The 26,695-nt window shown below is 34.9% G+C and carries 29 protein-coding genes; 9 read left to right on the forward strand and 20 right to left on the reverse strand.

What is annotated here, in order from left to right; genetic code table 11:
* Window positions 1-113: 113 nt before the first annotated feature.
* Window positions 114-950: an alpha/beta fold hydrolase gene (locus PXC01_RS14130; RefSeq protein WP_276472926.1), complete on the forward strand. Its 837-nt coding sequence runs from the start codon at window positions 114-116 to the stop codon at window positions 948-950.
* 95 nt (window positions 951-1,045) lie between these two features.
* Here PXC01_RS14130 and PXC01_RS14135 read toward each other — a convergent pair whose 3' ends face one another.
* A complete protein-coding gene (locus PXC01_RS14135) occupies window positions 1,046-3,073 on the reverse strand; it encodes a S9 family peptidase (RefSeq protein ID WP_276472927.1) in 2,028 nt (675 codons plus the stop codon).
* Window positions 3,074-3,199: 126 nt separating this feature from the next.
* Here PXC01_RS14135 and PXC01_RS14140 point away from each other — a divergent pair, with 126 nt between their 5' ends.
* Window positions 3,200-3,580 carry a glyoxalase superfamily protein gene (locus PXC01_RS14140; protein WP_058105621.1) on the forward strand — a complete coding sequence of 127 codons (381 nt, stop codon included), beginning with the start codon at window positions 3,200-3,202 and terminating at the stop codon, window positions 3,578-3,580.
* 43 nt (window positions 3,581-3,623) lie between these two features.
* Complete coding sequence (locus PXC01_RS14145; RefSeq protein WP_276472928.1) at window positions 3,624-4,607, forward strand: SDR family oxidoreductase; 984 nt, start codon at window positions 3,624-3,626, stop codon at window positions 4,605-4,607.
* Between the two features lie 224 nt (window positions 4,608-4,831).
* On the opposite strand, the gene PXC01_RS14150 is transcribed toward PXC01_RS14145, so the two are convergent.
* Entirely contained in the window at window positions 4,832-5,524 is a 693-nt protein-coding gene (locus tag PXC01_RS14150; protein WP_276472929.1) for a Type 1 glutamine amidotransferase-like domain-containing protein, read from the reverse strand.
* Window positions 5,525-5,574: 50 nt separating this feature from the next.
* Window positions 5,575-6,876: a DEAD/DEAH box helicase gene (locus PXC01_RS14155; protein ID WP_276472930.1), complete on the reverse strand. Its 1,302-nt coding sequence runs from the start codon at window positions 6,874-6,876 to the stop codon at window positions 5,575-5,577.
* 474 nt (window positions 6,877-7,350) lie between these two features.
* On the opposite strand from PXC01_RS14155, the gene PXC01_RS14160 reads away from it, so the two are divergent.
* Together PXC01_RS14160 and PXC01_RS14165 are read left to right on the forward strand one after the other, a co-directional pair.
* The gene (locus PXC01_RS14160) at window positions 7,351-7,587 is read left to right on the forward strand and encodes a hypothetical protein (protein WP_276472931.1); all 237 of its coding nucleotides are present in this window, start codon (window positions 7,351-7,353) and stop codon (window positions 7,585-7,587) included.
* Window positions 7,588-8,038: 451 nt separating this feature from the next.
* Window positions 8,039-8,275, forward strand: a complete 237-nt coding sequence (locus PXC01_RS14165) for a hypothetical protein (protein WP_276472931.1) — start codon at window positions 8,039-8,041, stop codon at window positions 8,273-8,275.
* Window positions 8,276-8,467: 192 nt separating this feature from the next.
* Here the strand turns inward: PXC01_RS14165 and PXC01_RS14170 are convergent, their stop codons facing one another.
* From PXC01_RS14170 to PXC01_RS14195, 6 genes are all read right to left on the reverse strand, one after another.
* Window positions 8,468-10,018: an NAD(P)/FAD-dependent oxidoreductase gene (locus PXC01_RS14170; protein WP_276472932.1), complete on the reverse strand. Its 1,551-nt coding sequence runs from the start codon at window positions 10,016-10,018 to the stop codon at window positions 8,468-8,470.
* A 74-nt stretch (window positions 10,019-10,092) separates the two neighbouring features.
* The gene (locus tag PXC01_RS14175; RefSeq protein ID WP_276472933.1) at window positions 10,093-10,704 is read right to left on the reverse strand and encodes an alpha-ketoglutarate-dependent dioxygenase AlkB family protein; all 612 of its coding nucleotides are present in this window, start codon (window positions 10,702-10,704) and stop codon (window positions 10,093-10,095) included.
* Between the two features lie 132 nt (window positions 10,705-10,836).
* Window positions 10,837-11,316 carry a hypothetical protein gene (locus PXC01_RS14180; protein WP_276472934.1) on the reverse strand — a complete coding sequence of 160 codons (480 nt, stop codon included), beginning with the start codon at window positions 11,314-11,316 and terminating at the stop codon, window positions 10,837-10,839.
* A gap of 103 nt (window positions 11,317-11,419) precedes the next feature.
* A complete protein-coding gene (locus PXC01_RS14185) occupies window positions 11,420-11,794 on the reverse strand; it encodes a hypothetical protein (RefSeq protein ID WP_276472935.1) in 375 nt (124 codons plus the stop codon).
* 1 nt (window position 11,795) lies between these two features.
* Window positions 11,796-13,268, reverse strand: a complete 1,473-nt coding sequence (locus PXC01_RS14190; protein WP_276472936.1) for a potassium/proton antiporter — start codon at window positions 13,266-13,268, stop codon at window positions 11,796-11,798.
* A gap of 124 nt (window positions 13,269-13,392) precedes the next feature.
* Window positions 13,393-13,836 (reverse strand): hypothetical protein, encoded by a 444-nt coding sequence (locus PXC01_RS14195; RefSeq protein ID WP_276472937.1) that lies wholly within the window; start codon window positions 13,834-13,836, stop codon window positions 13,393-13,395.
* Between the two features lie 116 nt (window positions 13,837-13,952).
* Between PXC01_RS14195 and PXC01_RS14200 the strand changes: the two genes are divergently transcribed.
* Both PXC01_RS14200 and PXC01_RS14205 read left to right on the forward strand, forming a co-directional pair.
* The gene (locus PXC01_RS14200; protein WP_058105637.1) at window positions 13,953-14,222 is read left to right on the forward strand and encodes an ArsR/SmtB family transcription factor; all 270 of its coding nucleotides are present in this window, start codon (window positions 13,953-13,955) and stop codon (window positions 14,220-14,222) included.
* A 52-nt stretch (window positions 14,223-14,274) separates the two neighbouring features.
* On the forward strand, window positions 14,275-15,285 hold the full coding sequence (locus tag PXC01_RS14205; RefSeq protein ID WP_276472938.1) for an LLM class flavin-dependent oxidoreductase: 1,011 nt from the start codon (window positions 14,275-14,277) through the stop codon (window positions 15,283-15,285).
* A 12-nt stretch (window positions 15,286-15,297) separates the two neighbouring features.
* Here PXC01_RS14205 and PXC01_RS14210 read toward each other — a convergent pair whose 3' ends face one another.
* Genes PXC01_RS14210 through PXC01_RS14220 form a run of 3 tightly spaced genes read right to left on the reverse strand, consistent with a single transcriptional unit; the run spans window position 15,298 to window position 18,024 of the window.
* Window positions 15,298-16,272 carry a carbon-nitrogen hydrolase family protein gene (locus PXC01_RS14210; RefSeq protein WP_276472939.1) on the reverse strand — a complete coding sequence of 325 codons (975 nt, stop codon included), beginning with the start codon at window positions 16,270-16,272 and terminating at the stop codon, window positions 15,298-15,300.
* The gene (locus PXC01_RS14215; RefSeq protein WP_276472940.1) at window positions 16,265-17,122 is read right to left on the reverse strand and encodes a tetratricopeptide repeat protein; all 858 of its coding nucleotides are present in this window, start codon (window positions 17,120-17,122) and stop codon (window positions 16,265-16,267) included. The genes PXC01_RS14210 and PXC01_RS14215 overlap by 8 nt, the downstream gene beginning before the upstream one ends.
* 11 nt (window positions 17,123-17,133) lie before the next feature.
* The gene (locus PXC01_RS14220) at window positions 17,134-18,024 is read right to left on the reverse strand and encodes a PIG-L family deacetylase (protein ID WP_276472941.1); all 891 of its coding nucleotides are present in this window, start codon (window positions 18,022-18,024) and stop codon (window positions 17,134-17,136) included.
* 157 nt (window positions 18,025-18,181) lie between these two features.
* Between PXC01_RS14220 and PXC01_RS14225 the strand changes: the two genes are divergently transcribed.
* The gene (locus PXC01_RS14225; RefSeq protein ID WP_276472942.1) at window positions 18,182-18,727 is read left to right on the forward strand and encodes a peptidylprolyl isomerase; all 546 of its coding nucleotides are present in this window, start codon (window positions 18,182-18,184) and stop codon (window positions 18,725-18,727) included.
* 56 nt (window positions 18,728-18,783) lie between these two features.
* On the opposite strand, the gene PXC01_RS14230 is transcribed toward PXC01_RS14225, so the two are convergent.
* From PXC01_RS14230 to PXC01_RS14240, 3 genes are all read right to left on the reverse strand, one after another.
* Entirely contained in the window at window positions 18,784-19,194 is a 411-nt protein-coding gene (locus tag PXC01_RS14230) for a hypothetical protein (RefSeq protein ID WP_276472943.1), read from the reverse strand.
* A 225-nt stretch (window positions 19,195-19,419) separates the two neighbouring features.
* Window positions 19,420-19,833, reverse strand: a complete 414-nt coding sequence (locus PXC01_RS14235; RefSeq protein ID WP_276472944.1) for a VOC family protein — start codon at window positions 19,831-19,833, stop codon at window positions 19,420-19,422.
* A 4-nt stretch (window positions 19,834-19,837) separates the two neighbouring features.
* On the reverse strand, window positions 19,838-20,767 hold the full coding sequence (locus tag PXC01_RS14240) for a 2-hydroxyacid dehydrogenase (RefSeq protein WP_276472945.1): 930 nt from the start codon (window positions 20,765-20,767) through the stop codon (window positions 19,838-19,840).
* A gap of 120 nt (window positions 20,768-20,887) precedes the next feature.
* Between PXC01_RS14240 and PXC01_RS14245 the strand changes: the two genes are divergently transcribed.
* Entirely contained in the window at window positions 20,888-21,298 is a 411-nt protein-coding gene (locus tag PXC01_RS14245) for an Lrp/AsnC family transcriptional regulator (RefSeq protein WP_276472946.1), read from the forward strand.
* A gap of 223 nt (window positions 21,299-21,521) precedes the next feature.
* Here the strand turns inward: PXC01_RS14245 and PXC01_RS14250 are convergent, their stop codons facing one another.
* The 5 genes from PXC01_RS14250 to PXC01_RS14270 form a co-directional block, all read right to left on the reverse strand.
* Window positions 21,522-22,106 (reverse strand): hypothetical protein, encoded by a 585-nt coding sequence (locus PXC01_RS14250; RefSeq protein WP_276472947.1) that lies wholly within the window; start codon window positions 22,104-22,106, stop codon window positions 21,522-21,524.
* Window positions 22,096-22,563, reverse strand: a complete 468-nt coding sequence (locus PXC01_RS14255; protein ID WP_276472948.1) for an RNA polymerase sigma factor — start codon at window positions 22,561-22,563, stop codon at window positions 22,096-22,098. The genes PXC01_RS14250 and PXC01_RS14255 overlap by 11 nt, the downstream gene beginning before the upstream one ends.
* Window positions 22,564-22,565: 2 nt before the next feature.
* Window positions 22,566-23,411, reverse strand: coding sequence for an alpha/beta fold hydrolase (locus PXC01_RS14260; protein WP_276472949.1), 846 nt, complete (start codon window positions 23,409-23,411; stop codon window positions 22,566-22,568).
* A gap of 881 nt (window positions 23,412-24,292) precedes the next feature.
* Window positions 24,293-25,441 carry a hypothetical protein gene (locus tag PXC01_RS14265; RefSeq protein ID WP_276472950.1) on the reverse strand — a complete coding sequence of 383 codons (1,149 nt, stop codon included), beginning with the start codon at window positions 25,439-25,441 and terminating at the stop codon, window positions 24,293-24,295.
* A gap of 274 nt (window positions 25,442-25,715) precedes the next feature.
* The gene (locus tag PXC01_RS14270) at window positions 25,716-26,492 is read right to left on the reverse strand and encodes a ribonuclease E inhibitor RraB (protein WP_276472951.1); all 777 of its coding nucleotides are present in this window, start codon (window positions 26,490-26,492) and stop codon (window positions 25,716-25,718) included.
* Between the last annotated feature and the right edge of the window lie 203 nt (window positions 26,493-26,695).

Below are 26,695 nucleotides of genomic sequence, written 5' to 3' on the forward strand. Positions count from 1 at the left end.
TTACGGTGTATAAAGGTATTAAGTAATTATGTTTAGAACCAATAATTTAATGATTTGTACTACTAAATTTATAGCGTTCTAATTAACTTAGAGGTAAATTTTAAAACAAGAATATGCCATTTATAACAAATACTAAAGCAAAGGAACAAGTAGATATTTTTTACGAAGACTATGGAAGCGGACAACCTGTAATTTTAATTCACGGTTGGCCATTGAGCAGAAAATCTTGGGAGCAACAGGTTTGGAAAATAGTTGAAGAAGGCTACCGTTGCATATCATATGATCGTAGAGGTTTTGGTACATCATCTTCACCATGGGAAAGTTATGATTACTCTGCATTGGCAAGTGATTTAAATGCTATCATAGAAGAGTTGGATTTGAAAGACGCCGTAATAGTAGGCTTTTCAATGGGAGGCGGAGAAGTAGTGCGTTATCTAACGGATTATGGTTCTGATAGAATTGCAAAAGCAGCATTGATCAGTTCTATAATTCCTTTAGTAAAACAAAAGACAGATAACCCTGCAGGAGTACCAGAAGATGCTTTGGATGGTATTATCGATGCGCTACAAAATGATAGGGTAGCTTTTCTTAAAGAAAAATTTCATAAAGGTTTTTACAATTTTGAAGAAAATAAAGGAGAAAGAATCAGTCAGGCGCAGTTAGACTATGATTTTACTATTGCCTCTTTTGCCTCGCCTAGAGCAACAATACAAGCAGCTTTAGCATGGATGCACACAGATTTTAGACCAGAATTAAAAAATGTAACTGTACCAACATTGATAGTACATGGTGACGCAGATGCTACAGTACCTATTGAAACATCCGCAAAACAAGCAGCAGAGGGAATAAAAGATAGCACCTATGAAATAATTAAAGGTGCACCACATGGCTTGAACGTAACACACGCAGATGAATTGAACGAAATATTGATTTCTTTTTTAAAAAAGTAATCAAGTATAGTGCTTAGGATAAAAATCCCTATTGCCAATGGCAATAGGGATTTTTTATTTGTGTAAAAAAAGGTTTTGTTGCTAATTTTTTGACTTTATTCCGCATCCTTGTATTTTTCAAACCAAGCTAGTACACTGGCAATTTTGGCTACTAAATTACTAGGTCTGTTAGCAATGCCATGTCCTGCTCCGGGAATACGCACCATAGCAGTTTCAACACCTTCTAATTTAAGGGCGGTATAGAACTGTTCAGACTCTGCAATAGGCGTTCTGTAATCTTCTTCACCCGTTAGCAGCATAGTTGGCGTAGTAACATTGGCAACATACATTAACGGAGAGCGTCTAAAATAATTTTCCGGATCTTCCCAAGGTTTTTTGCCGAACCAATATTTAGAAAAGAAAGCGGCACCATCTGCATAAAGTACAAAACTTGTCCAGTTTATTACTGGTTTGGCAACCACGGCAGCCTTGAAACGGTCAGTTTTACCCACTATCCACGCAGTAAGTACTCCGCCGCCACTACCACCGGTAACAAATAGATTGTTGGTATCTATAAATCCTTTCTCAATGACGGCATCTACACCGCTCATTAAATCTTCATAATCGTGATTAGGGTAGTCATGGTGAATTAAGTTACCAAATTCCGCTCCGTAGCTAGTACTTCCCCTTGGGTTACTGTACAGCACAACGTAACCAGCTGCAGCATAAGCTTGTATCTCGGCACTGTAAACTGAGCCGTAGCTAGTAAACGGTCCGCCATGAATTTCAAGAATAAACGGATATTTTTTACTTGGGTCAAAATTTGGCGGAGTAACCACCCAACCTTGTATTTTTTTCTGGTCATATGAAGATTCCCACCAAATTTCTTCGGTCTTGCCTAAATCACGAAAAGAGAAAAGATCGTCATTTACATAAGTCAATCGTTTAGAACCTTTTTTATCGGCAGCACCTAAATCAGACGGGTGTTCGGTATTACCTAATGTATAGGCAAATTTAGAGTTGTTAGAAACGGTAAAATCACCCGCGTTATAGGGTCTTCCCAATGACAAACCACCAAGTCCCTCAACAAGAGTGGTTACTTTACCATTCAGAGTAATATGACCTATTTTGGTAGCTCCTTCCGTATCATACTGAAAATAAAGACCTTTGCCATCATTTGACCACTGCACATTGGCAATATCCCTATCAAAATCACCGGAAATTAATCTAGGGTTGCTTCCATCGGTATTCATCACATAAAGATTGGTAATTTCATACCCCTGTAATTTATCATCGTTACCTGTATAGGCTATTAATTTGCCATCTGGAGAAACTGTAGGTGAATTGTCCGGTCCATATCTAGAAGTCAGCGGAGTTACCTCTGCCGTTGATAAGTCTAATTTGTAGACCTCGCTATTGGCAGGTTCAAAAGCCTCATCAGGATTAAAATTTGCGGAGAAGTATAACGCCTTGTCATTTTTGGCCCAAACGGGAGCACCATGGTCAAATGTTGTAGTCGTTAATTGCTTTGGTGTACCGCCATCAATAGATAAGGTGAAAATTTGAGTATGTCCGCCTTTAATATAACCCTGACCGTCACCCCTATAGTTTAATTTGTCAATATATGTTGGTGGGGTATTCCATTTGGCGCCTTCAGGCTTCGCTGGCATTTTTACGATAGATTTTTCAGCCTCTGGCACAAACATGGTAAAAGCTAAATAACGATCATCATGAGACCAGCTTACGGCACCGGGACTTTTAGGAGTATTCGTTAATGGAGCAATTTCTTTGGTATCCATCCACATGAGGTATAATTTCATTTTGGAATCCTCTTTGTTCGATTTAAAAATGATTTTTTTACCGTCATGAGACCAGCGTGGATAGAAGTCGTTTTGGTTGCCAGTTGTCAAAGGTCTATTTTGTGAACCGTCGTAATTTATGATCCAAAGATTAGATAAATTCTTGTCGGTCATAATATCCTTGAAGTTTCTAACGTAGATTATTTTACTACCATCTGGCGATATCTGAGGGTCAGATACATACTCCATGTTAAATATATCGGTAAGCTCAAGATTTGAAGAAACTTGTGCAGTTACCGTTATTGAAAATAATAGGAGAAAGAGTGTTTTTGTAATAATTTTCATAGTGTTGAGTTTGGTTTGAAATGATGCCTTGAAGATAGCGAATTACTAAAAAAATTGAACGCATTACATTAAGATTTGAGGAAGTATTAACATTCAAACCTTTAATCCTTTTTGTATTTTCACGGTATGGAAGAAAAAGGCTATTTACATCAAATTCACCCTGTGCTTCCGGTTTGGGATGTGGTTGAAGCGTTAGATTTTTATGTTAACCGATTGGGGTTTAAGATTGCCTTCGCAGATGATGCCAAAAACCCAAAATATGCGGGTATCTTAAGGGACGATATTGAGATCCATTTGCAATGGCACAATAAAAAAATGTGGGAGGTAGATATAGATAGACCTATGTTGCGCATTGTCTCTCAAAACATAGAAGCTTTGTACAACGAGTATTCAAACGTAGATGTTTTTAATGCACATACATTGCTAAGGGAGACCGCATGGGGAACAAGGGAGTTTGCTTTTTACGATCCATTTAAAAACGGATTAACATTTTATAGAGATGTTTAGGCTGTTTTGTTTTATGGAATCATCAAGAATTTAAAATATAGAAATGAAAGTATTATTTATAGGAGGAACAGGAAATATAAGTACACCAAGTAGTAGATTGGCAGTTGCCAAAGGAATGGATTTATACCTATTAAATAGGGGCAAAGCAAAAGTTGATATTAAGGGCGCACACAGTATTATTGGTGATATCAACAAACCAGATGAACTTGAAGAGCTGAAAAAACATGATTGGGATGTTGTGGTGAACTGGATAGCGTTTACACCTGATGATATTGAGCGCGATATTGAATTGTTTAAAGGAAAGACCAAGCAATACATTTTTATAAGTTCGGCATCTTGTTATCAAACGCCATTGAGCTATCCGGTGATTACGGAATCTACTCCTTTACATAATAATCTATGGGATTATTCTCAAGGTAAAATTCAATGTGAGGACAGGTTACAGAAAGCATATCGTGAGGAAGGATTTCCTATTACCATAGTAAGACCATCCTTAACGTATGATACAGTAATACCAATAGCAGTTGGTGGATTTGATAAATTCAATACCGCACAGCGAATATTGGATGGCAAAGAAATAATTGTACATGGAGACGGAACCTCACTTTGGACAGTGACACATTCAGATGATTTTGCAAAGGGATTTGTAGGTCTATTAGGATTACAGACCGCAATAGGGCATGCTTTTCATATTACTTCAGATGAGGTGCTGACCTGGAATATGATTTATAAGATTTTGGCTGATGCTTTAGGGAAGGAAGCAAAAGTAGTTCATATAGCGTCGGACTTTATTTGTAAAGTAGAGCCGTCATTTACGGGTACACTTTTAGCGGACAAAGCAGAAAGTGTCTTGTTCGATAATACCAAGATAAAAACTTTTGTACCGGGTTTTAAAGCTACAATTCCGTTCTCGGAAGGGATAAAGAGGACCGTAAAGTGGTTGTTAGAGCATCCAGAACATCAAAACATAGATGAAGAGACAGAGGCTAAGATTGAGAATGTGTTGAAGGCTTATAAAGGTTTGTAGATTTTTAAGAGCTCTAGCAGGTTGATTCACCATTCGTATTGCCCACCCCTAAATCCCCTCCCTGGAGGGGAGATTTACGTTTTGTTTTTGAGTTTCTGATAAATTTTAAAATCTCTAGTCAGCTTGTTGACTTTAGTGGCAAAGCTTAAATAATAGCACCTGCTATTACCCTCTAGGGAGGGGCTAGGGGTGGGTTTTTAAATGATTAAATATAAGTGTAATATTTACGAAATAACAGTACTCGGTATCAGTTCTTCCACAATTTCACCATCTTTTAAATACACATAATAAGAATGGTTTTCATCGTTCAATGAGACAGAAGTATGAATTTCACCATCAATAAAATGAATAGCGGAACGGTCGTCGCAGGCATAACCATCGGATAGTTTACCGGTCTTTATGTTTTCAAAGTATAAAGGTCTTCGTGAAGTTTCAGAGTTGTAATGTGGACAGTGGCTCTTGTCTATAAATGACATGCCGCCTACAATACTTAATTCTTTTGGTCTAGAATCTGTAGTACCGCCATTAAACCAGCATAAAGAACCAGCGCTGCCACCACCCATAACTACGCCGTTGTCATAAGCTTTTTTAAGGGCAACATCAATGCCTTGTGCTTTCCAAATGGCGAGCATGTTCAACGTATTTCCACCACCAACGATTATGGCATCCATCCGGGAGATGATTTCTTCGAACGATTCTTTTTGGTCATAAGAATTAATCCAGACCGAGAGTACATGTGGCGTAACATCTATCTGAGAGCAAACATCATAAAAGGAAGCAATATATTGTTCGTCTTCACCACTAGCTGTAGGGATAAAACCCATATTCGGTTTTTCCTTGCCCGTAGCTTTGGCAATGTAGTTTAAGAAAGGTACGGTGTGGCGACCACTGCCGTAAATTACCATTTGCTTTTTCATAAAGACGATAAAATGTTTATGCTAAAGATAAAATGAATTTCTAACAGAAGCTATTCGCTTCTGCTAGAATCTGTTCGTTTTTTAGGCCTGTTTGTATTTCTATTGTTCTTTCCCCTAAAGTTGTTGCCACCAGATCTATTTCTGTTTCTGTTATTATTTCGGGAATTACCCTGCTTTTTTTTCGGCGGAATCGGTTGATCGTCAGAAGGCGTATCTTCATCAACAAATTGATGCTCAGGCATGCGAGGTACAGATTGTTTTATCAATTTCTCGATATCTCTTAGGTATGCTCTTTCTTCTTTATCACAAAAAGAAAGTGCCGTACCACTTGCATTTGCCCTACCTGTTCTACCTATACGGTGAACATACGTTTCGGATACGTTTGGTAAATCATAATTAACGACCAAGGAAAGGTCTTCTACATCAATTCCCCTTGCGGCAATATCGGTTGCAACCAATACCTTAAGATCTCCCTCTTTAAAAGCGCTTAGTGCCTTTTGTCTTGCAGTTTGCGATTTATTACCGTGTATGGCTGCAGAACGTATACCTGCTTGGTCTAATTTCTTGACAATTTTATTGGCACCATGCTTAGTTCTGGAGAAAACTATTAGCGTACTCTCAGGGTTTTCTTTAATGATATGGATAAGCAGTTTTGGTTTGTTAGGCTTGCTAACAAAATATACCCCTTGTTCAACTTTCTCTGCTGTAGCTTGTTCTGGTCTAATGGTAACGCGTTCAAAATCGCCCAACATTTTTCTAGAAAGCTCAACAATGTCTTTTGGCATAGTTGCCGAAAAGAAAAGCGATTGTCGTTTAGGAGGCAATTTCGCGATGATTTTCTTAATATCATGAATAAAGCCCATGTCCAGCATTTGGTCAGCTTCATCAAGTACTACGTGTTCTAAATCTCTGAAAGAAATAAAACCTTGGTTCATTAGGTCTAATAAGCGACCGGGAGTGGCAATTAAGATATCAACGCCTCCTCTAAGGGCGTTTACTTGCTTACCCTGTTTTACTCCACCAAAAATAACCGTATTACGTAGGCCAGTGTATTTTCCGTAGGCCGTAAAACTTTCGGCTATTTGTATGGCAAGTTCCCGAGTAGGTGTTACTATCAGCGCTTTAATTTTTCTTTTGTTCTGGCTAAGGCTTATACCTTCATATAATTGATGTAGGATAGGAATACCAAATGCGGCCGTTTTACCGGTTCCCGTTTGTGCAACGCCCAATAAATCTTTGCCTTTCAGTAATATGGGTATGGATTGTTCTTGAATTGGAGTAGGGTGAGTATATCCTTCAGCCTCTAATGCCTTAAGGATAGGTTCGGCTAAGCCGAGTTCTTTAAATGTCATAAAATTTCAATAAGCTGCAAAGGTACGCTTTAATGTGGAAGGAAATGTAAAGTGGGGTTAAAGTGCAAAGTGTTGAGTACAAAGTAAGAAGTATTAGGTATTAAGTATTAAGTAAGATGTATAAAGTATTTGGAAGTAAGAAAATAGAATAAAGAGAATAGACTTTTTTTGATTAGTTCCTAATCAATCGTATTAAGCAAAGCTAAATTTTATAGTTTCTAACAACCAACAACCAACAACCAACAACTAATTCTGAACTTGATTTTTGAGATTGCGCTTGTATTTAAAACATGGGTTGTCGGTTAACGACATTAAAAATCGGTAAGGTGAAAATAGGGGTAATGTCGTTTATCGACGAGATTTTACACTTCATCCGAATCTTTGTCAAGTAACGAGAATACGGTGTTTTTCAGCGATTCATCACCTAGTAAAACAAGGTCTACGGCGTTTTATAATTGTAACAAAACGCAAATCATGAAAACATTAGCAACTATCATCTTCATCATCTTTTTAAGCTTCACTGCTCAAGCTCAAAACACAACTTCAGAGGTTAAAGTTGAAACTATTGAAATGAGCATTGTTACGGAAACTACAAATGAAGTTAAAGCGGAATCTAATGCTGAGGTTGCTCGTTTATACAAATTCAAAAATTCAAGAATTAAAAGAGATTTGAATTTTATCACTAAGGCTAACAAGCCTAAAATGGCGTAATTCTAGTTTTCAGTTTTCAGTTACAGTATTAAGTATTAAGTATTAAGTAAGAAGTATAAAGTAGTTGGATGTAAGAAAATAGAATAAAGAGAATAGACTTTTTTTGATTAGTTCCCGATCGAGTTTATTTAGCAAAGCTAAATTTTATAGTTTCTAACAACTAACAACTAACAACTAACAACTAACAACTAACAACTAACAACTAACAACCAACAACCAACAACTAATCCTGACCTTGATTTTTGAGATTGCGCTTGTATTTAAAACATGGGTTGTCGATTAACGACACTAAAAATCGGTAAGGTGAAAAAAGGGGTAATGTCGTTAATCGACGAGATTTTACACTTCATCCGAATCTTTGTCAAGTAACGAGAATACGGTGTTTTTCAGCGATTCATCACCTAGTAAAACAAGGTCTACGGCGTTTTATAATTGTAACAAAACGCAAATCATGAAAACATTAGCAACTATCATCTTCATCATCTTTTTAAGCTTCACTGCTCAAGCTCAAAACACAACTTCAGAGGTTAAAGTTGAAACTATTGAAATGAGCATTGTTACGGAAACTACAAATGAAGTTAAAGCGGAATCTAATGCTGAGGTTGCTCGTTTATACAAATTCAAAAATTCAAGAATTAAAAGAGATTTGAATTTTATCACTAAGGCTAACAAGCCTAAAATGGCGTAATTACAGTAGTTGGTATTAAGTATTAAGTACAAAGTATTAAGAAGTTAGAAAATAGAATATAGAGAATAGACTTTTTTTGATTAGTTCCTGACCAATCGTATTTAGTAAAGCTAAATTTTATAGTTTTTAACAACTAACAACTAACAACTAACAACTAACAACGAACAACGAACAACCAAGTTGCACTTAAACTTACAACCCTGCCATAGCAGCTTCGGCACATCTTTCGCCATCCATTGCTGCAGAAACGATACCACCGGCATAGCCACCACCTTCACCACAGGGGAAAAGTCCTTTGATCACTGGGTGTTCCAGTTTTTCGTTTCTAGGGATGCTCACAGGTGATGAGGTTCTGGATTCTACGCCCACAATATTTGCTTCGGCCGTATAATAACCATGCATTTTATCACCAAAAGCTTTAAAGCCTTGTCGCAATCTACTACCAATAAGTTTAGGTAACAGGGAGTGTAGGGGAGCGGAGTTTAATCCGGGTTGGTACGAGGTATGGTTAAGGTCTACGGATAAGTTTCCTTCCACAAAATCGGTCAATCGCTGAGCTGGGGCAGTTTGCGTTCTTCCGCCAGAAGTGAATGCCAGTCGCTCTAAATTTTTTTGATATTCCAATCCTTTTAAAGCCCCGAATTTTTCATATTTAGGAATATCCTTATCCACATTAATTTCCACTACGATACCGGAATTGGCATACAGGTTATTTCGTTTTGATGGTGACATGCCGTTTACAACCACCTCGCCAGGGGAAGTTGCAGCAGGTACTATGAATCCGCCAGGGCACATACAGAACGAATACACGCCACGTTCCTTCACTTGTTCCACTAAACTATAAGAAGCTGCAGGTAACAATTCGCTTCGGTCACCAGAGCAGTGGTATTGAATACTGTCTATGATATGTTGCGGATGCTCTACACGCACGCCCATGGCAAATGATTTTGCTCGTAGCGCAATATCTTTTTTATGTAATAAGTCAAAAATGTCACGAGCGGAATGTCCCGTAGCCAAAATTACGCGATCCACGGCCATTTCATTATTGTCATTTAAAACAATGGCTTTTAACGTATTGTCCTTGATAACAAAATCGGTCACCTTGGTATTAAAATGAACTTCACCACCGTGCTGCTGTATAACTTCACGAATATTCTGTACAATTTTAGGGAGTTTATTGGTCCCTATATGCGGATGTGCATCTACCAATATTTGTTCTGTTGCACCATGAAATACCAAACTTTCGAAAATTCGACGTACATCTCCACGTTTAAGACTACGGGTGTATAATTTTCCATCAGAATACGTACCTGCGCCACCTTCACCAAAACAGTAATTACTTTCAGGATTTACCTGATGGTCCTGGTTAATGGCTTTTAAATCTCGTCTACGTTCTTTTACATTGTTACCACGTTCCAAAACAATAGGTTTGTAACCCATTTCTAAACAACGTAGTGCCGCCCACATACCTGCAGGTCCAAATCCTACAATATGTATGGGTTTGGCTTTTGATACATCTTTATATTCAAAATGAAGGGCGTCGTTAGGTGCGGGCTCGTTAATATATACCGCCAATTTGTAATTGAAAACAATTTTAGGTTTACGTGCATCAATAGATTTACGTAAGACTTTAAGGGTGAAAGCCCCTTCTTCGAGCCCAAGATACTTTGCTGTGCGTAATTGTAAACCGTTTGGGGTTGCTTCTTCCTTTAAAGTTAACCGTAGCTGTACATTTCTAACCATGGGGCAAAATTAAAGTAAAAAGATGATGTATAGCTGTAGCGGCTTAAAAATGCATAAGGTCTGTTGCTGTAAAATTATTTTTCAACGATGGTTCTAAATGTGAGGTTTACTCTTGGTGTATTACTTTTTGTAGTGGGTGGCAATCTATGTAACCAGTGGGTCTGTGTTTCATCTTTCATAATTAAAAGGCTACCGTGTTCTAAAACGAGTTCAACCTTTTCTTTCGTTTCTTTGTGTTTAAATGCAAACTTTCGCTCCGATCCAAAACTGACTGAAGCTATTGCGCCATTTTTTTTCAGATCTTTTTCTCCATCACTATGCCACGCCATGCCCTCGCTGCCATCATGATATAGGTTTAACAGGCAAGAGTTAAAGGTTTCGCCACTTTCTTGCTCTACTTTAGATTTTAATTCTAGCAGCTCTGTAGTCCATGGTAGTGCCTGCTTGGTAGTTTTTGAGTAGGTATATTGAAATGGTTTTTCGCCATACCATGCTACTTTTCTTTTGGTTATGATCTTTTTGCCAAAGATGATAGCTTCATCATTCTTCCATTCTATTTTGTTCAATAAGACATTTAGATAGTGTATAGCGTCTTCCTCATTTAATATTTTACCAAAGTAATGTACCGTTCCGTCACGTGGAAGTAGGTTTTTCTTGTGGTCAACCTCAATATCAAATAATTTCATAATGCTTGTTTTCTAACAATTAAGAGCACTAAAGTACTTGGTAATCATCTTAAAAGCAAAAGCGAATAGTTAACCTTTTTTATAAGATTTTCTATTCGCTTTTATAATTAAAAAGAACTTTGTTGATATATACTAATTGCTTTTGAGCAAGTTTTTAATCGCTTTGTTCCATTTTTCTATAGACTGAAATTCTCCACTTAATTGATAGTTGACTTCAACATCATAAAATTCAAAAACTACATCTGGTACATTGACGTTTTTGGGGAAAAGTTGCAGCAGCAATCGCTCTGTGATTTTCTCTTTTCTGGCAAAGGATTTACCAATGTTCGCAATTTCAGTAGTTTTAATAGTGGCTAAATCGGCATACTGTTGATGTAGTTCTTCGCCATTTTTTGAGACAAAGAATACAAATTTCTTTTCAGTGTCCATACCTATGGCATAGTGACCAAAAATCTCATATTCCGTTAGTTTACAATGAGGTGTAGTTGCGATGTCGTTTAAAGATGACATCATTTTTTTTTCTTTTATTTTTCTGTTTCTGTTCGTTAAAACAAAAGGCATTGCGCATAGTGCAACAGATGCTAAACCAATAGCAGTTACTCCAAATTCCATGTTGTAAATTTTAATTTTTAATACTGATTATTGTATGATGTAAAGTGATACATCATAAGACCTAGTTGTTTAGCTATCAGATTGATAGCCTATATGAAGAGGTCTACCAGAAATTATGGAAAGGAAAAATAAGATCAGTTTTTTTAAACTTGATCAATAGTGTTTTGGCATAAAGAATATATTGCCTGTATCTAGAAATTGAGGCGAAATCAATACTGTTAAGGCTAGCGGTAAAGCCAGTAAACGGAAGCTTGTAATTGTGCGAAATAACTTCGGCAACATCTGAAACCGAAACTTCAGTTTGCTGGGCATGTGGAGATAAAAGTTTGGTGGACGCTGTAAAATAGCTTTTTTGCTCGCTATATTCGCTTAATGGTGTTTGGTTAAAGTTAGTTAGGGCATCTGCAGAATTAACTAACCCGAAACAATAAATTGTAACGAGGAGTAGCACTTTTACTATGTTGTTAAAACTTTGCATTTTATACTACAACCGCTTGATTTAATATAACATTTACTTCTGCTAAACTTTCTTCATTATCTAAAAGCAAGACCAAAGTATCGTTAGCTTTAATAATTGTAGATCCACCTGGTCTAACAAAAAGTCCATCCCTTTTTATCATGACAATGAATGTGGTCCTTGGAAAGTGTAAATCGATAATTCGTTTTTCTACAGCAAAACTGTTGGGAACAACCGTAACTTCTTCCATGGCAGATTTGGGTAGATTAAGTATGTACCTATCGTTTTCGGCAATTGGTTTTACCTCTTCCGGTAAAGCAACATTGAGCCATTTGGCGAATACGGATAAAGTAGTACCTTGGATTAAAACCGATGAAACCGATATAAAGAATACGATACTAAAAATAATACTAGCCTTGTCAATTCCCGCCAAAAGGGGATAAGTTGCAAATACGATAGGCACTGCACCACGTAAGCCCACCCATGAGATATAGAATCTTCTGCCCATTTTCATTTTAAAGAACATAAGGCTTAATAAAACACTTACAGGTCTTGCCACAAGAATTAAAAATACCGATATAAGCAGACCAATACCCAAATAAGGTAAAATCTGAGAAGGAAAAACGAGTAGCCCTAATGTCAAGAACAATACGATCTGCATTAGCCAAGCCATACCATCGAACATTTTTAAAATGGTAGACTTATGTATTAAATCTTGATTGCCTAAATACACGGCACAAATGTAAATAGCCAAGAAGCCATTACCGCCAACAGCGTCCGTAGCGGAAAAGGTTATGAACATTAAGGCAATGACCAGCACAGGGTACAAACCTTCAAAGCCTAATTTAATTTTGTTGATGATAATTTCACTCAGCTTTCCAAATACAAATCCGCCAATGCCGCCCAATATCATTTGTTGTAAAAACAAGGGAATAATAGAGAGAACGCTCAGGTCTTGATTAATGACCAAGGTCAAAAAAGCAAGAGTAAGTACATAAGCCATGGGGTCGTTACTACCACTTTCAAGCTCTAACGTGGGTCTTAGATTACTTTTTAAAGCTAAATTTTTAGAACGTAAAATGGAGAAAACCGCTGCGGCATCTGTAGAAGATACAATAGAGCCCAACAACATGCTTTCGTATATGGTAAAATCGGTAATATAATAGACGAAAGTTCCAAGGGTGACCGCTGTGAGCAAAACCCCTAGGGTAGATAGCACAAGTCCCTCTTTTAAAATAGGTTTTACAGCGTTCCAATTGGTATCTAAACCACCAGAAAACAATATAAAGTTAAGAGAGACAATACCAATAAATTGGGCAAGCTTAGGATCATCAAACTGAATACCGCCAATACCATCTGATCCGGCAAGCATACCTATGGCCAAGAAAAGGATCAATGTAGGTACCCCGAATTTATACGAAGTCTTGCCAACTATAATGCTGATAAACAGTAATATAGAGCCTACAAGAAGTATGTTTTCTATGGTAAGGTTCATTGGTGGTCAGTTGCCTTAATTTTAAGGCAACAAAGTTAGATCATTTATCAAAAAACCAATACAAATGTTAAGGTTTGGCACAATGTTAACATGTTGTATAGCTGTTTAAATAAGGTTGAAAAAACTATTCCGTTTTACTTAGCAAAGCAATAATAATATTTATGAGATAAAGAGGTTGAATGTAGAGTACTAAGGAAAAAATGTAAAAGACAATTACCTGCATTTCAAGAAAGTTTTCAAAATTATAAGAGAAACCTTCTTGTTCTATGCTGGGTAGGGAAAAGAAAATTAAAATAATTGAGAAGAAGCCAATAACCGTAATGGTTAAATGAATTATGGTCAGCCAATTTACCAACCTTCTGTTAAGTTTAATTACGACCCAGTATCCCAAACCAAGAATTCCAAAAATGATAGAAATAAGAACCGCCAAGCTAATCAGTCCAATTACAAAATAGGTGTCGTGAATATTAATGTCTAGTGTTTTATCAGGTTTTAAAAATCTTATGAGTAGTATTATGGGAATCAGGGTCCAGAAAACAATATGGGGTGTCCTAGTAATTTTAGTCATCAGTTTGTTGTAGTATTATTCCTAAAGTCAAGTTAATCATTATTAAGAGAATCACAATAAAAGTTTAGTATCAATATTTATCTATACATTTACATATATCTATATAATAAATCATCATGGAGCTAAAACAAGTGGAGAAAATATCTAAGGCATTAAGTGATGTAAATCGTTTAAAGATTCTGCAGTATATGCAGAAAAATCAAGGCAAGGTGGAATGTACCAAAGCGTGTAACCTGCTAGATTTAAGTCAGCCTTCCATTAGTCATCATATAAAAAGGTTGGTTGAGGCAGAACTCATAAATCAGCATAAAATAGGACGTAACTATCACTATTCCTTAAATCATGAAGTTTGGGATAATTACATGTTACGACTTAAGCAACTGTAGTTTTTTGATAAAATATATAGATACTTTTAAATGTATTAATGAAACTATTTGAATGAAAAATATTAAATATTCTATATTGGATTTAGCCATTGTATCAGAGGGTACAACGTTAAAAGATACTTTTGACCACTCTTTGGCATTGGCACAAGCTGCGGAAGAAGTTGGGTATAACCGATTTTGGTTGGCAGAGCATCATAATTCTATAGCTATTGGTAGTAGCGCCACGTCTGTATTAATGGGTTACATTGCTGAAGGAACAAAAACTATACGCGTGGGATCCGGTGGTATTATGTTACCAAATCATTCCCCATTGATAATTGCAGAGCAATTTGGAACTTTAGGAATACTGTACCCAAATAGAATAGACCTAGGTTTAGGGCGTGCACCGGGAACCGATCAATTAACCGCCCAAGCCATACGGTCAGATTTTTTCCAGGCGGCACAGTCGTTTCCGTTAGAAGTGGAAAAAATTCAGCGCTATTTCTCTACGGAAAATGCAGACGCAAAAGTGCGTGTTACGCTGGCAGAAGGGGTAGAGGTACCTTTATATATTTTAGGTTCAAGCACGGAAAGTGCCCATTTAGCCGCCAAAAAAGGATTGCCTTATGCCTTTGCGAGTCACTTTGCTACGAACCATTTAATGAACGCCTTGCAAATTTACCATCAGGAGTTTCAGCCTTCTAAGGCTTTGGAGAAACCGTATACTATGGCGGGCGTAAATATTATCATTGCGGATACAGATGAAGAAGCGGAACGCATTTCAACATCCCTTTATAAAATGATTATTGGTTTGTTGACAGGAAAAAGGGGCTATATGCAACCACCGGTACCTATGACTCCTGATTTGCGTGAATTGAGTAAAAATCCGTCTGTAGAGCAAATGTTGAAGTATTCCTTTATTGGTAACAAAGAGACCGTTAAAAAACAAGTGCAACAGTTTATTGCCGATACCCAAGTGGACGAACTTATTGCGGTTACCAATATTTATGACGGTAAAGACCGCATAAAATCATACCGCATGTTTGCCGAGATTATGAAAGAATTGAATGGGGAGAAGGGATAATTCTCCCCCTTATTAATCCTTAATTTCTATGGTAGACTGTCTTTCTCTGTTAACGGAAAGTTTAGTTACATCTGGTCTGGAATAGTGCCCTACGGGATCAAAATTCTGACGTTCTTCTAAAACCCTGGTAAAATCTATAGTTGTTGTGATCAATCCCTCTTTATCTATGACCGGAGGTAAAATCCATTCCCCATCCGGTCCTGCAATACAAGAACCACCGTTTGCCAATGTATCCGGGCAATTTTCAAGAATGGCGTTTAAATGCGGAGTATCTTCTGGAAAATCGGTTTTGCTCATTAAGCTAGATACGGAAACTACAAAAGATCTGGATTCTCGTGCAATGAACCTTGTGATATCGGCAGTATTGTAATCCGATCCGGGCCAAACGGCAATGTGCAAGTTTTCTCCCAGCCCGTACAGGGTAGCTCTAGGCAAGGGCATCCAGTTTTCCCAACAGTTTAATCCGCCAACACTAAAGTTCTTAAGATCATGAACTTGTAATCCGTTACCATCACCCGGTGCCCACGTCAATCGCTCTTCGTAGGTAGGCTGTAATTTTCTGTGTACCGATTTTATTTCGCCCTGGTTGTCAATATATGCAAGGGAGCAGTAAATACTATGACCGCCCCTGTTTTGTGCTCGTTCCATGAGGCCTAAGTAGATGGCAATCTTATGTTGTTTTGCAAGCGCACAGATGTCATCTAATTCTCCAGCCTCAATTTGAACCGAATTTTTAACGTAATGCGCATGAATCTCTTTCTGAACTTTAGAATCGAATTGTGCACCATCGGTCATGGAAATCCAAAAAGGATAACCCGGTAACAAAGCCTCACCAAAGACAACAAGCTCACAATTGTCTTTGGCCGCCTTTATAATATATTCCTTAATTCTATCAATAGTAGCAGATTTGTTGAGCCAAACCGGTGCTATTTGTGCCATGGCAATTTTAAGGTGGTTTTGCTCTGGTGTGTCTATAATTTTAGTCATTTGTGTTAATGGTATTTACTTTTTTGAGAAGCTGAGTTTTAAATCGCTGTGCAAAAATATGATTAGGATCTAATTGAAGGGCTTTATCAAGGTTTGAAGTCGCTAAAGACAAACTATCCATTTTTAAATAAATACTTCCGTACAGCACGTAAGGTTGCGGTATGTTCGGGTCATTAATTTGATTATTAAAATCATCGGCAATGGAGAGTGCTTTTTTAAAATTTCCTAAATCAGATTCTAAAGTAGCTGCATAGCTAATAAAAAATGGAATCTTTTTCTGTTTAGCAGAGGTAAGTATATGTAATGAATCTAAGGCTATTTTTGCACCATATATTGCATTCAAAACCTCTATATACTCAGCTTTAATATATGATTCGTTTGGGTATTTATGGATAAAGGTTCTATAGTTCTTCTCGGCAGTGGTCAAAAAATTTGATATAAAGTCTTTATTTAATTTCACATTCTGTCCACGGGCATTAAACAATTCTAAAGTAATGCGTGTTACTTCTAAAATTAATTGGTCGTCTTCACTAACCTTAATTTGTGAGCTGTTTATGTCATTTGAAATTTGAATTCTTTCATTTAGGTTTGTGGTGTTTTTTCCAACCAAAGCTTTACCTACAATAAATGTAGAATCAAAATCTACAGCTTTTCTAAATGCTTTTTCAGATAGCGTCCATTGACCATAATCTAGAATATGCTCCCAACCTTTATTAAAATAAAAAACGGCAGAATCGTTTTTAGCACCGTAAGTGTAAACGGCTGGTTGGGTAGATGATTTATTTTGTTTTTGCTGACATGAAGTAAACAATATAAAGATTAGTGCATAAATAGGGTACTTCAATGACATTGAAAATATGTTTATTCGAAAATATTATTTTTTATTTCATTTAAGCCATTCCAAGGTCTAAAATATACTACGGAATCTGTCTGCGCTACAATCGAAAGTAAATCATCAATAGCATCTGGTGTGTATTGAGATTTATGACAGTTTGATGCTGTATGTCCTAAATCTAAATCATCCTTATCATAGCGTATTCTGTAAGTAAGAAATTTTTTTTGAGTTCTTTTTAAATTATCGTTTAACCATTGCACTAAATCTGTTTTAAAGTTAATGTCTTTATTACTGGTTTCCTTTGGATATGCATAATAGAGTAGGTTCTGTAACGATTTTGATGTTTCTCGCTGAAAAACCTCTGTAACCACATTACTAACAATTCTGTGGTCTGGGTGCCCGTATTGGCCGCCAGGACCAAAACTAATGACTACGTTTGGTTTGTAACTTGTAAATAAGCTATCAATCTTCTCATCTAAAGAGTTGATATTTTCCTTTAGGGCTAAATCCCCATCAGTATACTTCAAAAATATTGGTGGATTAATTCCTAATGTTTTGGTGACGCATAATGCCTCTTCCGTACGTGTTTTAGCAAGTAACTCGCCAGCAGGAATATTCGCATGTGGCATAACACCGTTAGAACCATCGGTAACAATAACCAAGTGAATACGAACTCCCTCTTTTTGATATTTTGAAAGGATGGGAGAAATAACAATCTCGTCATCTGGGTGGGCAAATATGGCCAGTAATGTTTTGCCTTTGTTAGTTTCTTTCAGAGCTGCATTACTTTGGACTAAATTCTTTTTATGATCAATTGGTTTTTGACCGTTTTCATTACAGCCTCCAAGTACTAGAAAAACAGAGTAGATTAGAATTAGTATTGTTTTTTGAATCTTTATATGTTTAAAAAATGTCATCTATTACGTTATTGATGTTCTAATGATAATAGCGAAGATAATCTAGGCAGGAGCTTATTTTTAACTACTGGTAATTTAAGTACTAATTTTTTATATCAATTTTTACTACTTTAACTGATTACTAAATTATAGCTAAATGAAGTGTTTAAAGTATTTAATGGTTTTAGTACTAATTAAAGCGTGTAAGTCTTACGAAATAGGAAAAATTGACACTCCACAAGGAGATATTTTAATTTGGTTACATGACGAAACTCCTAATCATAAAGCTAGTTTTATAGCGTTGGCTAACGCTGGTTATTGGGATTCCCTAACTTTTAATAGGGTCATTCCAGATTTTGTTGCGCAAGGTGGATGCCCGGACACTCCAGAAGGATTTAATGATCCTGAATATTTATTAGCTCCAGAATTTAATTCTAAACTAACCCATACATATGGAGCGGTAGGAGCGGGGCGAGATGGTAATGCAGAGAAATTATCTGCACGTTGCCAATTTTATATTGTACAAAATAAAGAAGGCCTGCATCGTTTAGATGGTGATTATACGGTATTTGGTAATGTTTTAAAAGGAATGAATGTGGTGAATGAAATAGTAGGTGTTCCAAAAGACACAACAAATACACCGTTTACACCAATACCATTAAATATTTCAATTATAAAAATTTCTGAAAAAAGGTTAAAAGAGCTTAAGAGGGAAAGTAAATAATTAATTGTTTTTGCCTTAAAATCCACATTATGATTAGGATTTGTTGTAAACAGTTTTTATTTTTTCCAGCCTTTGTATGCGATTACTATTCCAATGATTCCGAGTAAAATTCCGCTCCAAAAATCATTTGACTCTTCATATTCATTTAAAAATACAATTTTGTCCTTGTTATCATTGGTCAATACTTCAATATCACTTTTACCAATTATCGTTTCACAAATTAGCCTATTTCCTTTTTTTAAGAAAACCTGTCCATTATATGTCAATTTATAATATCCACCCCTTTGTCCAAGATTATCACAGTCTTTTGGTGTTTCAAGAACTTTAGCAGTTACAATTTTATTCTGTTCGGTTATTCTCTTTTTTACGACTCCATTATTTAGAATTATAATCGCAATTATTAACATAAAAAATCCGCCGATTATTAGTCCTTTAGTTATAATAAATGATATAATTTTTGATTTCAATTAGGAGATTCTAAATGTTCGTTAAGTGATAACGTCTCGTATAAGAAACGTAGGGCAGTTGATAAGCACTATCGTTTCGGTTTATTACTTAGTTAGATATAAATATATCGCTATTATCTATTTTATCATAAATGCCAAGTTCTATATTTATCGGACTTAATAATTCTTCACAAGCATTTTGCTCAATCACAAACACCCTATATTTTTATAGCCTATTAGCAAGTGTTAATTAAAAATATCGTCATTTTTTTCAAAGCTTTTAAATTCTAACGGGTTATTACTATAGTCTAGAATGAACAAGGTTTGTTGCTCTCCTTTTTTATTTTGATATCTTTTTTGTGGTTTAAAAATAAATTCTATGTCATGTTTCTCCAATCTTTCTTTTATGTCATTAAAAACGGTTTTATTTACAATACAGCCAAAATGCGGAATAGGAACTTTTAAGTCTTCTACTTTTCCACAATAGTCTAGTTCAGGTATTCTATCAGAAACATGTGCGGATAATTGGTGTCCAAAAAGGTTAAAGTCAACCCAACTTTCTGTTTGTCTCCCTAATTCACACCCTAATATAGTGTGATAAAATCTAATAGTACTTTCTATGTCCCTTACTTTAAAAGCAAGATGAAATTTTGTGTTCATAATCTTAATATCCTTTTTTTAATGATACAACGTTTATTAATTCTTCATTTTTTAAAAACAGCCCGTAATTTTCTAAAATTTGCTCAGTAGCTGTTTCTACATTTGTTAAACTTGCAATATGTGGTGTTATCTGAATTTTGGGATGCTTCCAAAAAGGATGTTCTCTAGGTAGAGGCTCATTTGTAAAAACATCTAAGAACGCTCCAGATAATGTAGAGTCATCAAGTTTATAAATTAAATCAGCATCAACTAAATGTTCCCCTCTACCAACATTAATAAGAAAGCAACCTTTGGGTAATTTTTGAAATGTGTTTTTATTTAAGATTCCTTTGGTTTTATCGGTTAACGGCAATAGGTTGATTAGAAAATTTGAATTTTTTAAAAAGTTATTAAATTCACTTTCTCCGTTATAACTTTTTACGTTTGGAATTTGTTTTTTAGAGTTACTCCAACCTTTGACATTAAAACCAAATTGAGCAAATTTTTCAGCAACATAACCTCCAATTTTTCCTAAACCCAAAATAGAAATGGTTGTTTCATCAACAGTCTTATAGTTATTCTGTTTCCAAGTATTTTTTGCTTCCTGTTCCTTATAAGTCTTTATATTTTTTAATTCTGATAAAACAATTGTAAGTAAAAATTCCCACATATCATTTGATAACTTCTCATCAACTATACGTGTAATTATAGTGTTGTCATTAACAGTCTGTGAAGCTGTAATATGTTGAATTGAAGCGCCAACCGATTGGATGATTTTTATATTCGGAAACTGTTCAAAGACATTTTTTATTGGCTTCCAGCATATCACAAAATCCACGGCTTCTTTATTTTTTACATTTGGATATATTTCAATTGTAGTATTTGGTAATCGTTTCTTTAATGCTTTTTTCCATGGTATAGGATTTTTGTTTTCAAAAATTATGGCTATGCTCATATTTAAAGGAGTTTGATGCAAATTTATTACACAGTTATATAATCAGAAAATCGATTATTTTGTATTTGTGTATATTTGAAGTTGATAACGGTTTTTATAAACCAATTAAAGATTGATTCAATGGTAGATGATATGGATCTTCAACTTATTGATATTTTGAAAGAGAATTCACGATTATCTTTTGCTGATTTAGGTAGAAAAGTGAATTTATCCCCATCAGCAGTTAGGGAAAGGGTTCAAAAATTGGAAGAACTTGAAGTTATTGAGAAATATAGTATCCAATTAGATAATAAAAAACTTGGTAATGATATAGAAGCTTTTATTCTCTTAAAAGTTTTTCCAGGTCAACTTAAACATGTTCTTGATAAAATAAATGATTTCAAAGAAATTAAGGAAGCACATAGAATTACAGGTAGTCAAAATATTCATTTGAAAGTGGTTGTGAAAAATCAAATATGCTTACAGGAATTATTGGACCAACTTATGGTTTTTAGTGATACTAATACTTTTCTTATATTATCTAAAGTTTAGATTTAATAATTGCTATTGTTTGGGATAAAATTAATACGGGAGTAAACTAGCGTTTGCCTATTGACACGCACATAGCGAAATCTTATTGTTTTGTTTTTTTCTTTGTTTAAAGTAAAATCCTAAAGATGTTGCGGATTTCAAAAAAATACACAAACCTTTACTTTTAGCCCGAAGCCCGTATTGTTTATAGGTTTTGTTATATGCTGCCCTTTCTCGACTGTCTTTAATTCTGATTTTTTATGTTTTCATACTTTTTAATAATTCCTTCCAGTTTGTCACGCTGCTTTCGAACTACTCTTGGTCTAAGATAGAACCAATTAAAGCCAATCCATATCAAAGTAACTAAATAGGCAAAAATAGACCACGGAAATGGTATTAGTGACACATACTCATATAGATACAAACATAGGCCAAAGGTTAGTGTAATGAAGTATATCTGCAACATTTTCGTTTGTAAAAATTTCTGTTTTTCTTTCAGTTTTATAACCGCTTTTAAAAACTCGATATTACTCTTAGTTTCATTGATTTTTCTCAAATATGGAATAAGTTGATTGTAAAAGAATAGATAAACAATTATTCCTAAAATCGTTAATCCTATTCCGATTTTTGTAGTAACCAACTTAGGTTTAAAATAAAACCAGATAAAAATGATAAATGCAATTGTAGCTACCATCAAAAAATTAGCAGCAATTAGTGTTGCTAGATTTTTTTTCTTGATCTGCGCAAAATTTGAAAACAATTCTTCTATTTGAGGTGGTTTTGTGGTTTGTCCAGACCACAATTCGTTTAGATTTTTGTCATTGTTCATATTCTCTGAATTTTGTTCTTATCCTTTCTTTTATTCTGTGAATTCTAACGCGAACATTAGGGTTTGAAAGTCCGACTATATTTGCGATGTCTTCTTGTTTGATGTTTTCAAGTTCGAGTGATATAATTATTCTGTCAGTTTCGGCTAATTCGGATATGCATTTGTACAAAAACTTGATTTGTGGTTCAGTATCGTATGTATTTTCTTCTGAAAGGTTTTTTGGTAGTTCGTCTTTTGGATAGCGCTTTTGGCGTTCGATTTGGCGTAAACAAATATTAGATGCAATTCTAAAAATCCAAGTACCTATTTTCGACTCGTTTCTGAATTCTGGAAGTTTTTTGAATACAACTATAAATGTTTCTTGTGCTAAATCCTTTGCTAAGTCTTTGTCATTTACAAAGCCCATACATAAACGAAATATTCTTTGCCAATAATTTTTGTATATATCTTCGAACACGTTTAATTATTGGTTATAAAATTTTCTAATTGGTTAAAATACCACTCTTTGTCATCGTACATTATAAAATGAAGTCCTTGGTTTGCATATTGCAAATCAGCCGATTTGAGATTTTTAAATTGTTCTTTAATTGCAGGTTTAATGCTTGTAAAGTTAGATTCTAGTAGAATTAAAGAAGGACATTCAATACCTTTAATTTTTTCTCGTAAATCTGTGTTTGAAAAATCACAATACATTTCTGCAAAAGTTTGCCTATCTGATTGTATGCTCCAATTTACAACTGTTTCTATCATTTCTTTATTTTCAATTAGTTGCGGCATCGTCATTTTTTGCATTTGATGAAATTGTTCTTTTGGCAACGCTGTAATCTGATTGACCATGCCTGAACAATCTATATTTTCCTGATGTTTAAAGTTTGGATTGGTTAATGCTGCCAAACAGGGAAGGGCATCTACAACAACGATTTTCTCAATAAGTTTCGGATAATCGGCAGCTATTGCCATTGCCAAACCGCCGCCCATACTATGACCGATTAAAATTGGCTTTTCAATGTTCTTTTCGCTGATGAAATTGGCAATTCCAGTCTTCCAGTTCTCAAAATTCGGATTTGGACTAGGTTCAGCGTCCGCAAATCCAGCCATTGTTAGAGTATAACAAGTAAAGTCCTTTTCGTAAACAGATTTAGTTTCAGTCCATACATTGCCCGAACACGCAAACCCTGGGATTAGCACAATCGTCCGATTTCCGTTCCCGCTTTTCTTCACTTCAAATGGATATTCGGAAATCGTTTGTCCAAATGTTTGAGTGATGATTAGAATAAAGATGCTTGAAAAAAGTGAGTTTTTCATTTTGTAGTTTTCTTTATGGTTCGCCTTTTAGATACGAGGAACTACAAAATGTTACAAAGTACTTTATTTTTTCTTTCTGCAGGATTTTTAATAGGGTTGCATATAACGCCTGAGCTATATATAATGTGGCAGCGGAGTTGGGCTTCCCATTCAACCATAGCGCTTAGCGAAATCTTTTGGTTTTGTTTTTTCTTTTTCTGGTCAAAGCGAAATCACAAAGATTTCTCGACATCATAAAAATACGCAAACCATTTGAATAAACACCAAAGCCCACATTACGTATAGGTTTTGTTGCCATTCGTTGTTTTTGTACAGTTACTTTTCTTTGCGTTCAATTAGTGCCTTCCAATTAAGAATCCGTAAGTTTTTCTTAAGGGTATTGTTATTTAGATTCCATTTAAAATTGAATGTATTGCAATTCAACTAATTTAATAATCCTGAAAATGAATTAACTTATTTCCATTTTTTTAACCCCAAATAACTAGCTAAGTTTAATATGGCAATCAGTAAGCATACCATTCTTGCTACTCGAATGTCAATTTCTAGTCCTCGATAAGATAAAGGTTCGGAATCCATTAGAAGCCCAATAAATACTATAGAAGAAATAATTCCAAATATCAAACTCCATTTGCTGTATTTCATTTAGATTATTGAGTTTTTATTTTTTTACAATGAATGGCAACGTTAAATATTTGGCAAGTTGGGCAGAAAATAAGCGATTATTTTCGGATTAACCACAAGCCAAATCTTTTTATTTTGTTTTAATTTTTCTCTTTTAATACCAAATCAAAAGATTTGGTGACTTTGCAAATAAACAATAACCTTTGGATTAAACACTATTCGCCCAATTTGCTATATATAGTGTTACCTGCTGGCATTTCTTAAAGCAGTACTCTAAAACTAAAGTACAAATCTTTATATTCCATAAAATCCTCATAAGCTATTCCGAAAGAAATTCTGTTTACAAGGAATGTATTGTTAAAGTTGATATCCTTGAAGATTTCAGCTTTGTAATTAATCTGATTATTTAATATTGAAGTCGAAAATGTCGTGCTTATTTTTGGGTTAGAAAACCATTTAGAAGCATATAAAAGACCTCCAATTTTATCATAATTCCTGCTCAAATAGTCCAATCCAAATCCTATACCCAAGTTCTTTTTAAGATTTAAGCCGTATTTGAATTGATGATTTTCAAATTCATTTTTTGCATCATTAATATTGAGAATTCTATTCTGATAATTATATGTTATGTAATCGGACAGACTTGAATTTTTATGAAATATATTCCATTTGGCTATTTGTAAGTTCAGATGATGAAATCCGTTATTGTCAAAATTGTACCGAAATGAAGCACTTCCGTTTATTTTTGTTTCGCCTATGTATGTAGCTGAATAAGATGAATAAAAACCTAAAGGTAATTTTGTAGCTCCGCTATATCCTAACTCTAAAGAATTTGATATATAACACATATTTACCATTCCTCCAGAATTGTAACAACCTTTTTTTGGTAATGATTTTTTAAATGACGTATAAACTTCCTTTAGGTTTAAAGTGTCTGACAGCTTTTTTACTAAATCTAACACAACAATTGCTTCTGGAATTGAATCTTGTGAAGATGGTGTCCAGTAATTTTTAAACCAATAGCTTTTTTTATCAGAATGTTCTATTATATAAGTAATTCCGTCCATTCCTTGAGTCCAATTTTCTATATTTTTATCCGACGGCAATTCTAAAACTTTAGAGTTTTGTAAAATATTATAGATATTCTCTGATTGTTGTGATGTCAGAAGCACTTTGTTTGTTAGTGCTTCACTTTGACTTTTGTTAGCCTTTTTGGTGTGATAAATATAATTGACAATTAAACCATTTATTTCTGAACTGTCTTTTGAAATTTCAATTACCTGTCCGTGATTCCAAAATCTAAAATTGAATTCATCTTGCGATTTTTCAAATTTTTTTAAACCCAAGGTTTTTTGAAATTCAACATTTCTTTTATACCAATAAGCTGTGTCTCCTTTAATTTCTTTCATTTGGGCAAACATAGTCTGTAACAACAATAAGAATGGAATTATGATTATATGCAGTTTGTTCATTTTGCTTGCAGGTAACGCTTGGGCTAAGCATAGTGCGGAGGCAAGGAAACTTTTCGTTTGCGTCTGCGCACGAAGCTAAAGCTTATTGTTTTGATTTATTTTTTCCTGTCCATAGCAAAATCCAAAAGATTTTGCGGACTTCATAAAAATACACAAACCTTTCAATTAAGCCCGAAGCCCGTATTGTTTATAGGTTTTGTTGTAACCAGTTTTATTCCAGCGTACTAATCAAATCCGAGTATAATTTCCATTCTTTATCCTCAATTATTTTATACTCAAATTCTCTTTGATTCCCATTCTCTTTTATAAACTCCAGAAGTCCAGTTGCTCCTTCTTTTTCATTTGTGACAAGGTTGATTACTCTTTCTTCATTGAAGGTTGTGCGACCAATATAGTAATTGGATATCTCGTTTTGTGTTAAATTATTTTCAATAAAGATTTCAAAATCGTTAAGAACTTCTAATTCATTATTTGTTGGTAGCATAGAGGCATTTTCTACCTCATATTTTGTTTTGATTTCAATAAAATAATAGAATTCGTCTTTGTGAGGAAATTGTTCAAACGCTTTATTTCCAACAATTAGTTTAGGTATGCCGCCAATCATTAGGTCTTTTGTTCCAAATTCTTCAGGAACAACATATGTGTCTCTTTCTATTGGTTGGTTTTTGTCTGCATTTCCAACATCAAATCCATCGTATGAGGTTACTTTGAATTCGTCAGCAACTGCGTATAATTTTTTATTCAACTCGAACAATGATTTTGCATTATGAATTTCAATTCTTTCTAAATGCAACCAGTATTCTCCTGATTTATCGGGATAAATGTCAACATATTCAAATCCATCTTCTTTTAAGTGCTCAGACACTTTTTCCAATTGTTTCGGTTCAACATTAGTGAAAAAATAACCATATAACATTTTGTTGTCCGTATCAACTCCGTTTGAGTGCATGTTTGTATACATTTCTTGGACTTTCTCGAATGTAATCATATTAGAATTCTGTTTGTTTTGTGATTTTCCTTTAAAAGAAGTTAGAAGAATTGTAATTAGTAGTAGAATTATTTGTTTGGTCATTCTTATATCTTAAAGGCTTGTTTAAATTGGTTACAACGTTTGGGCTAAGCGTAGTGCGGAGGCAAGGAAACTTTTCGTTTCCGTCTGCGCACGAAGCTAAAGCTTATTGTTTAGTTTTA

The sequence above is a fragment of the Maribacter huludaoensis genome, from assembly GCF_029350945.1.
GTDB classification, from domain to species: Bacteria; Bacteroidota; Bacteroidia; order Flavobacteriales; family Flavobacteriaceae; genus Maribacter; species Maribacter huludaoensis.

Coding starts and splice junctions, on each gene's coding strand:
- PXC01_RS14185 (WP_276472935.1), bottom strand. CDS start 11,794: ATGCAAAGTTTTAACAACATAGTAAAAGTGCTACTCCTCGTTACAATT.
- PXC01_RS14130 (WP_276472926.1), top strand. CDS start 114: ATGCCATTTATAACAAATACTAAAGCAAAGGAACAAGTAGATATTTTT.
- PXC01_RS14200 (WP_058105637.1), top strand. CDS start 13,953: ATGGAGCTAAAACAAGTGGAGAAAATATCTAAGGCATTAAGTGATGTA.
- PXC01_RS14165 (WP_276472931.1), top strand. CDS start 8,039: ATGAAAACATTAGCAACTATCATCTTCATCATCTTTTTAAGCTTCACT.
- PXC01_RS14220 (WP_276472941.1), bottom strand. CDS start 18,024: ATGACATTTTTTAAACATATAAAGATTCAAAAAACAATACTAATTCTA.
- PXC01_RS14205 (WP_276472938.1), top strand. CDS start 14,275: ATGAAAAATATTAAATATTCTATATTGGATTTAGCCATTGTATCAGAG.
- PXC01_RS14225 (WP_276472942.1), top strand. CDS start 18,182: ATGGTTTTAGTACTAATTAAAGCGTGTAAGTCTTACGAAATAGGAAAA.
- PXC01_RS14175 (WP_276472933.1), bottom strand. CDS start 10,704: ATGAAATTATTTGATATTGAGGTTGACCACAAGAAAAACCTACTTCCA.
- PXC01_RS14235 (WP_276472944.1), bottom strand. CDS start 19,833: ATGAACACAAAATTTCATCTTGCTTTTAAAGTAAGGGACATAGAAAGT.
- PXC01_RS14245 (WP_276472946.1), top strand. CDS start 20,888: ATGGTAGATGATATGGATCTTCAACTTATTGATATTTTGAAAGAGAAT.
- PXC01_RS14195 (WP_276472937.1), bottom strand. CDS start 13,836: ATGACTAAAATTACTAGGACACCCCATATTGTTTTCTGGACCCTGATT.
- PXC01_RS14265 (WP_276472950.1), bottom strand. CDS start 25,441: ATGAAAGAAATTAAAGGAGACACAGCTTATTGGTATAAAAGAAATGTT.
- PXC01_RS14160 (WP_276472931.1), top strand. CDS start 7,351: ATGAAAACATTAGCAACTATCATCTTCATCATCTTTTTAAGCTTCACT.
- PXC01_RS14250 (WP_276472947.1), bottom strand. CDS start 22,106: ATGAACAATGACAAAAATCTAAACGAATTGTGGTCTGGACAAACCACA.
- PXC01_RS14140 (WP_058105621.1), top strand. CDS start 3,200: ATGGAAGAAAAAGGCTATTTACATCAAATTCACCCTGTGCTTCCGGTT.
- PXC01_RS14215 (WP_276472940.1), bottom strand. CDS start 17,122: ATGTCATTGAAGTACCCTATTTATGCACTAATCTTTATATTGTTTACT.
- PXC01_RS14135 (WP_276472927.1), bottom strand. CDS start 3,073: ATGAAAATTATTACAAAAACACTCTTTCTCCTATTATTTTCAATAACG.
- PXC01_RS14190 (WP_276472936.1), bottom strand. CDS start 13,268: ATGAACCTTACCATAGAAAACATACTTCTTGTAGGCTCTATATTACTG.
- PXC01_RS14170 (WP_276472932.1), bottom strand. CDS start 10,018: ATGGTTAGAAATGTACAGCTACGGTTAACTTTAAAGGAAGAAGCAACC.
- PXC01_RS14180 (WP_276472934.1), bottom strand. CDS start 11,316: ATGGAATTTGGAGTAACTGCTATTGGTTTAGCATCTGTTGCACTATGC.
- PXC01_RS14240 (WP_276472945.1), bottom strand. CDS start 20,767: ATGAGCATAGCCATAATTTTTGAAAACAAAAATCCTATACCATGGAAA.
- PXC01_RS14270 (WP_276472951.1), bottom strand. CDS start 26,492: ATGATTACATTCGAGAAAGTCCAAGAAATGTATACAAACATGCACTCA.
- PXC01_RS14260 (WP_276472949.1), bottom strand. CDS start 23,411: ATGAAAAACTCACTTTTTTCAAGCATCTTTATTCTAATCATCACTCAA.
- PXC01_RS14155 (WP_276472930.1), bottom strand. CDS start 6,876: ATGACATTTAAAGAACTCGGCTTAGCCGAACCTATCCTTAAGGCATTA.
- PXC01_RS14150 (WP_276472929.1), bottom strand. CDS start 5,524: ATGAAAAAGCAAATGGTAATTTACGGCAGTGGTCGCCACACCGTACCT.
- PXC01_RS14210 (WP_276472939.1), bottom strand. CDS start 16,272: ATGACTAAAATTATAGACACACCAGAGCAAAACCACCTTAAAATTGCC.
- PXC01_RS14145 (WP_276472928.1), top strand. CDS start 3,624: ATGAAAGTATTATTTATAGGAGGAACAGGAAATATAAGTACACCAAGT.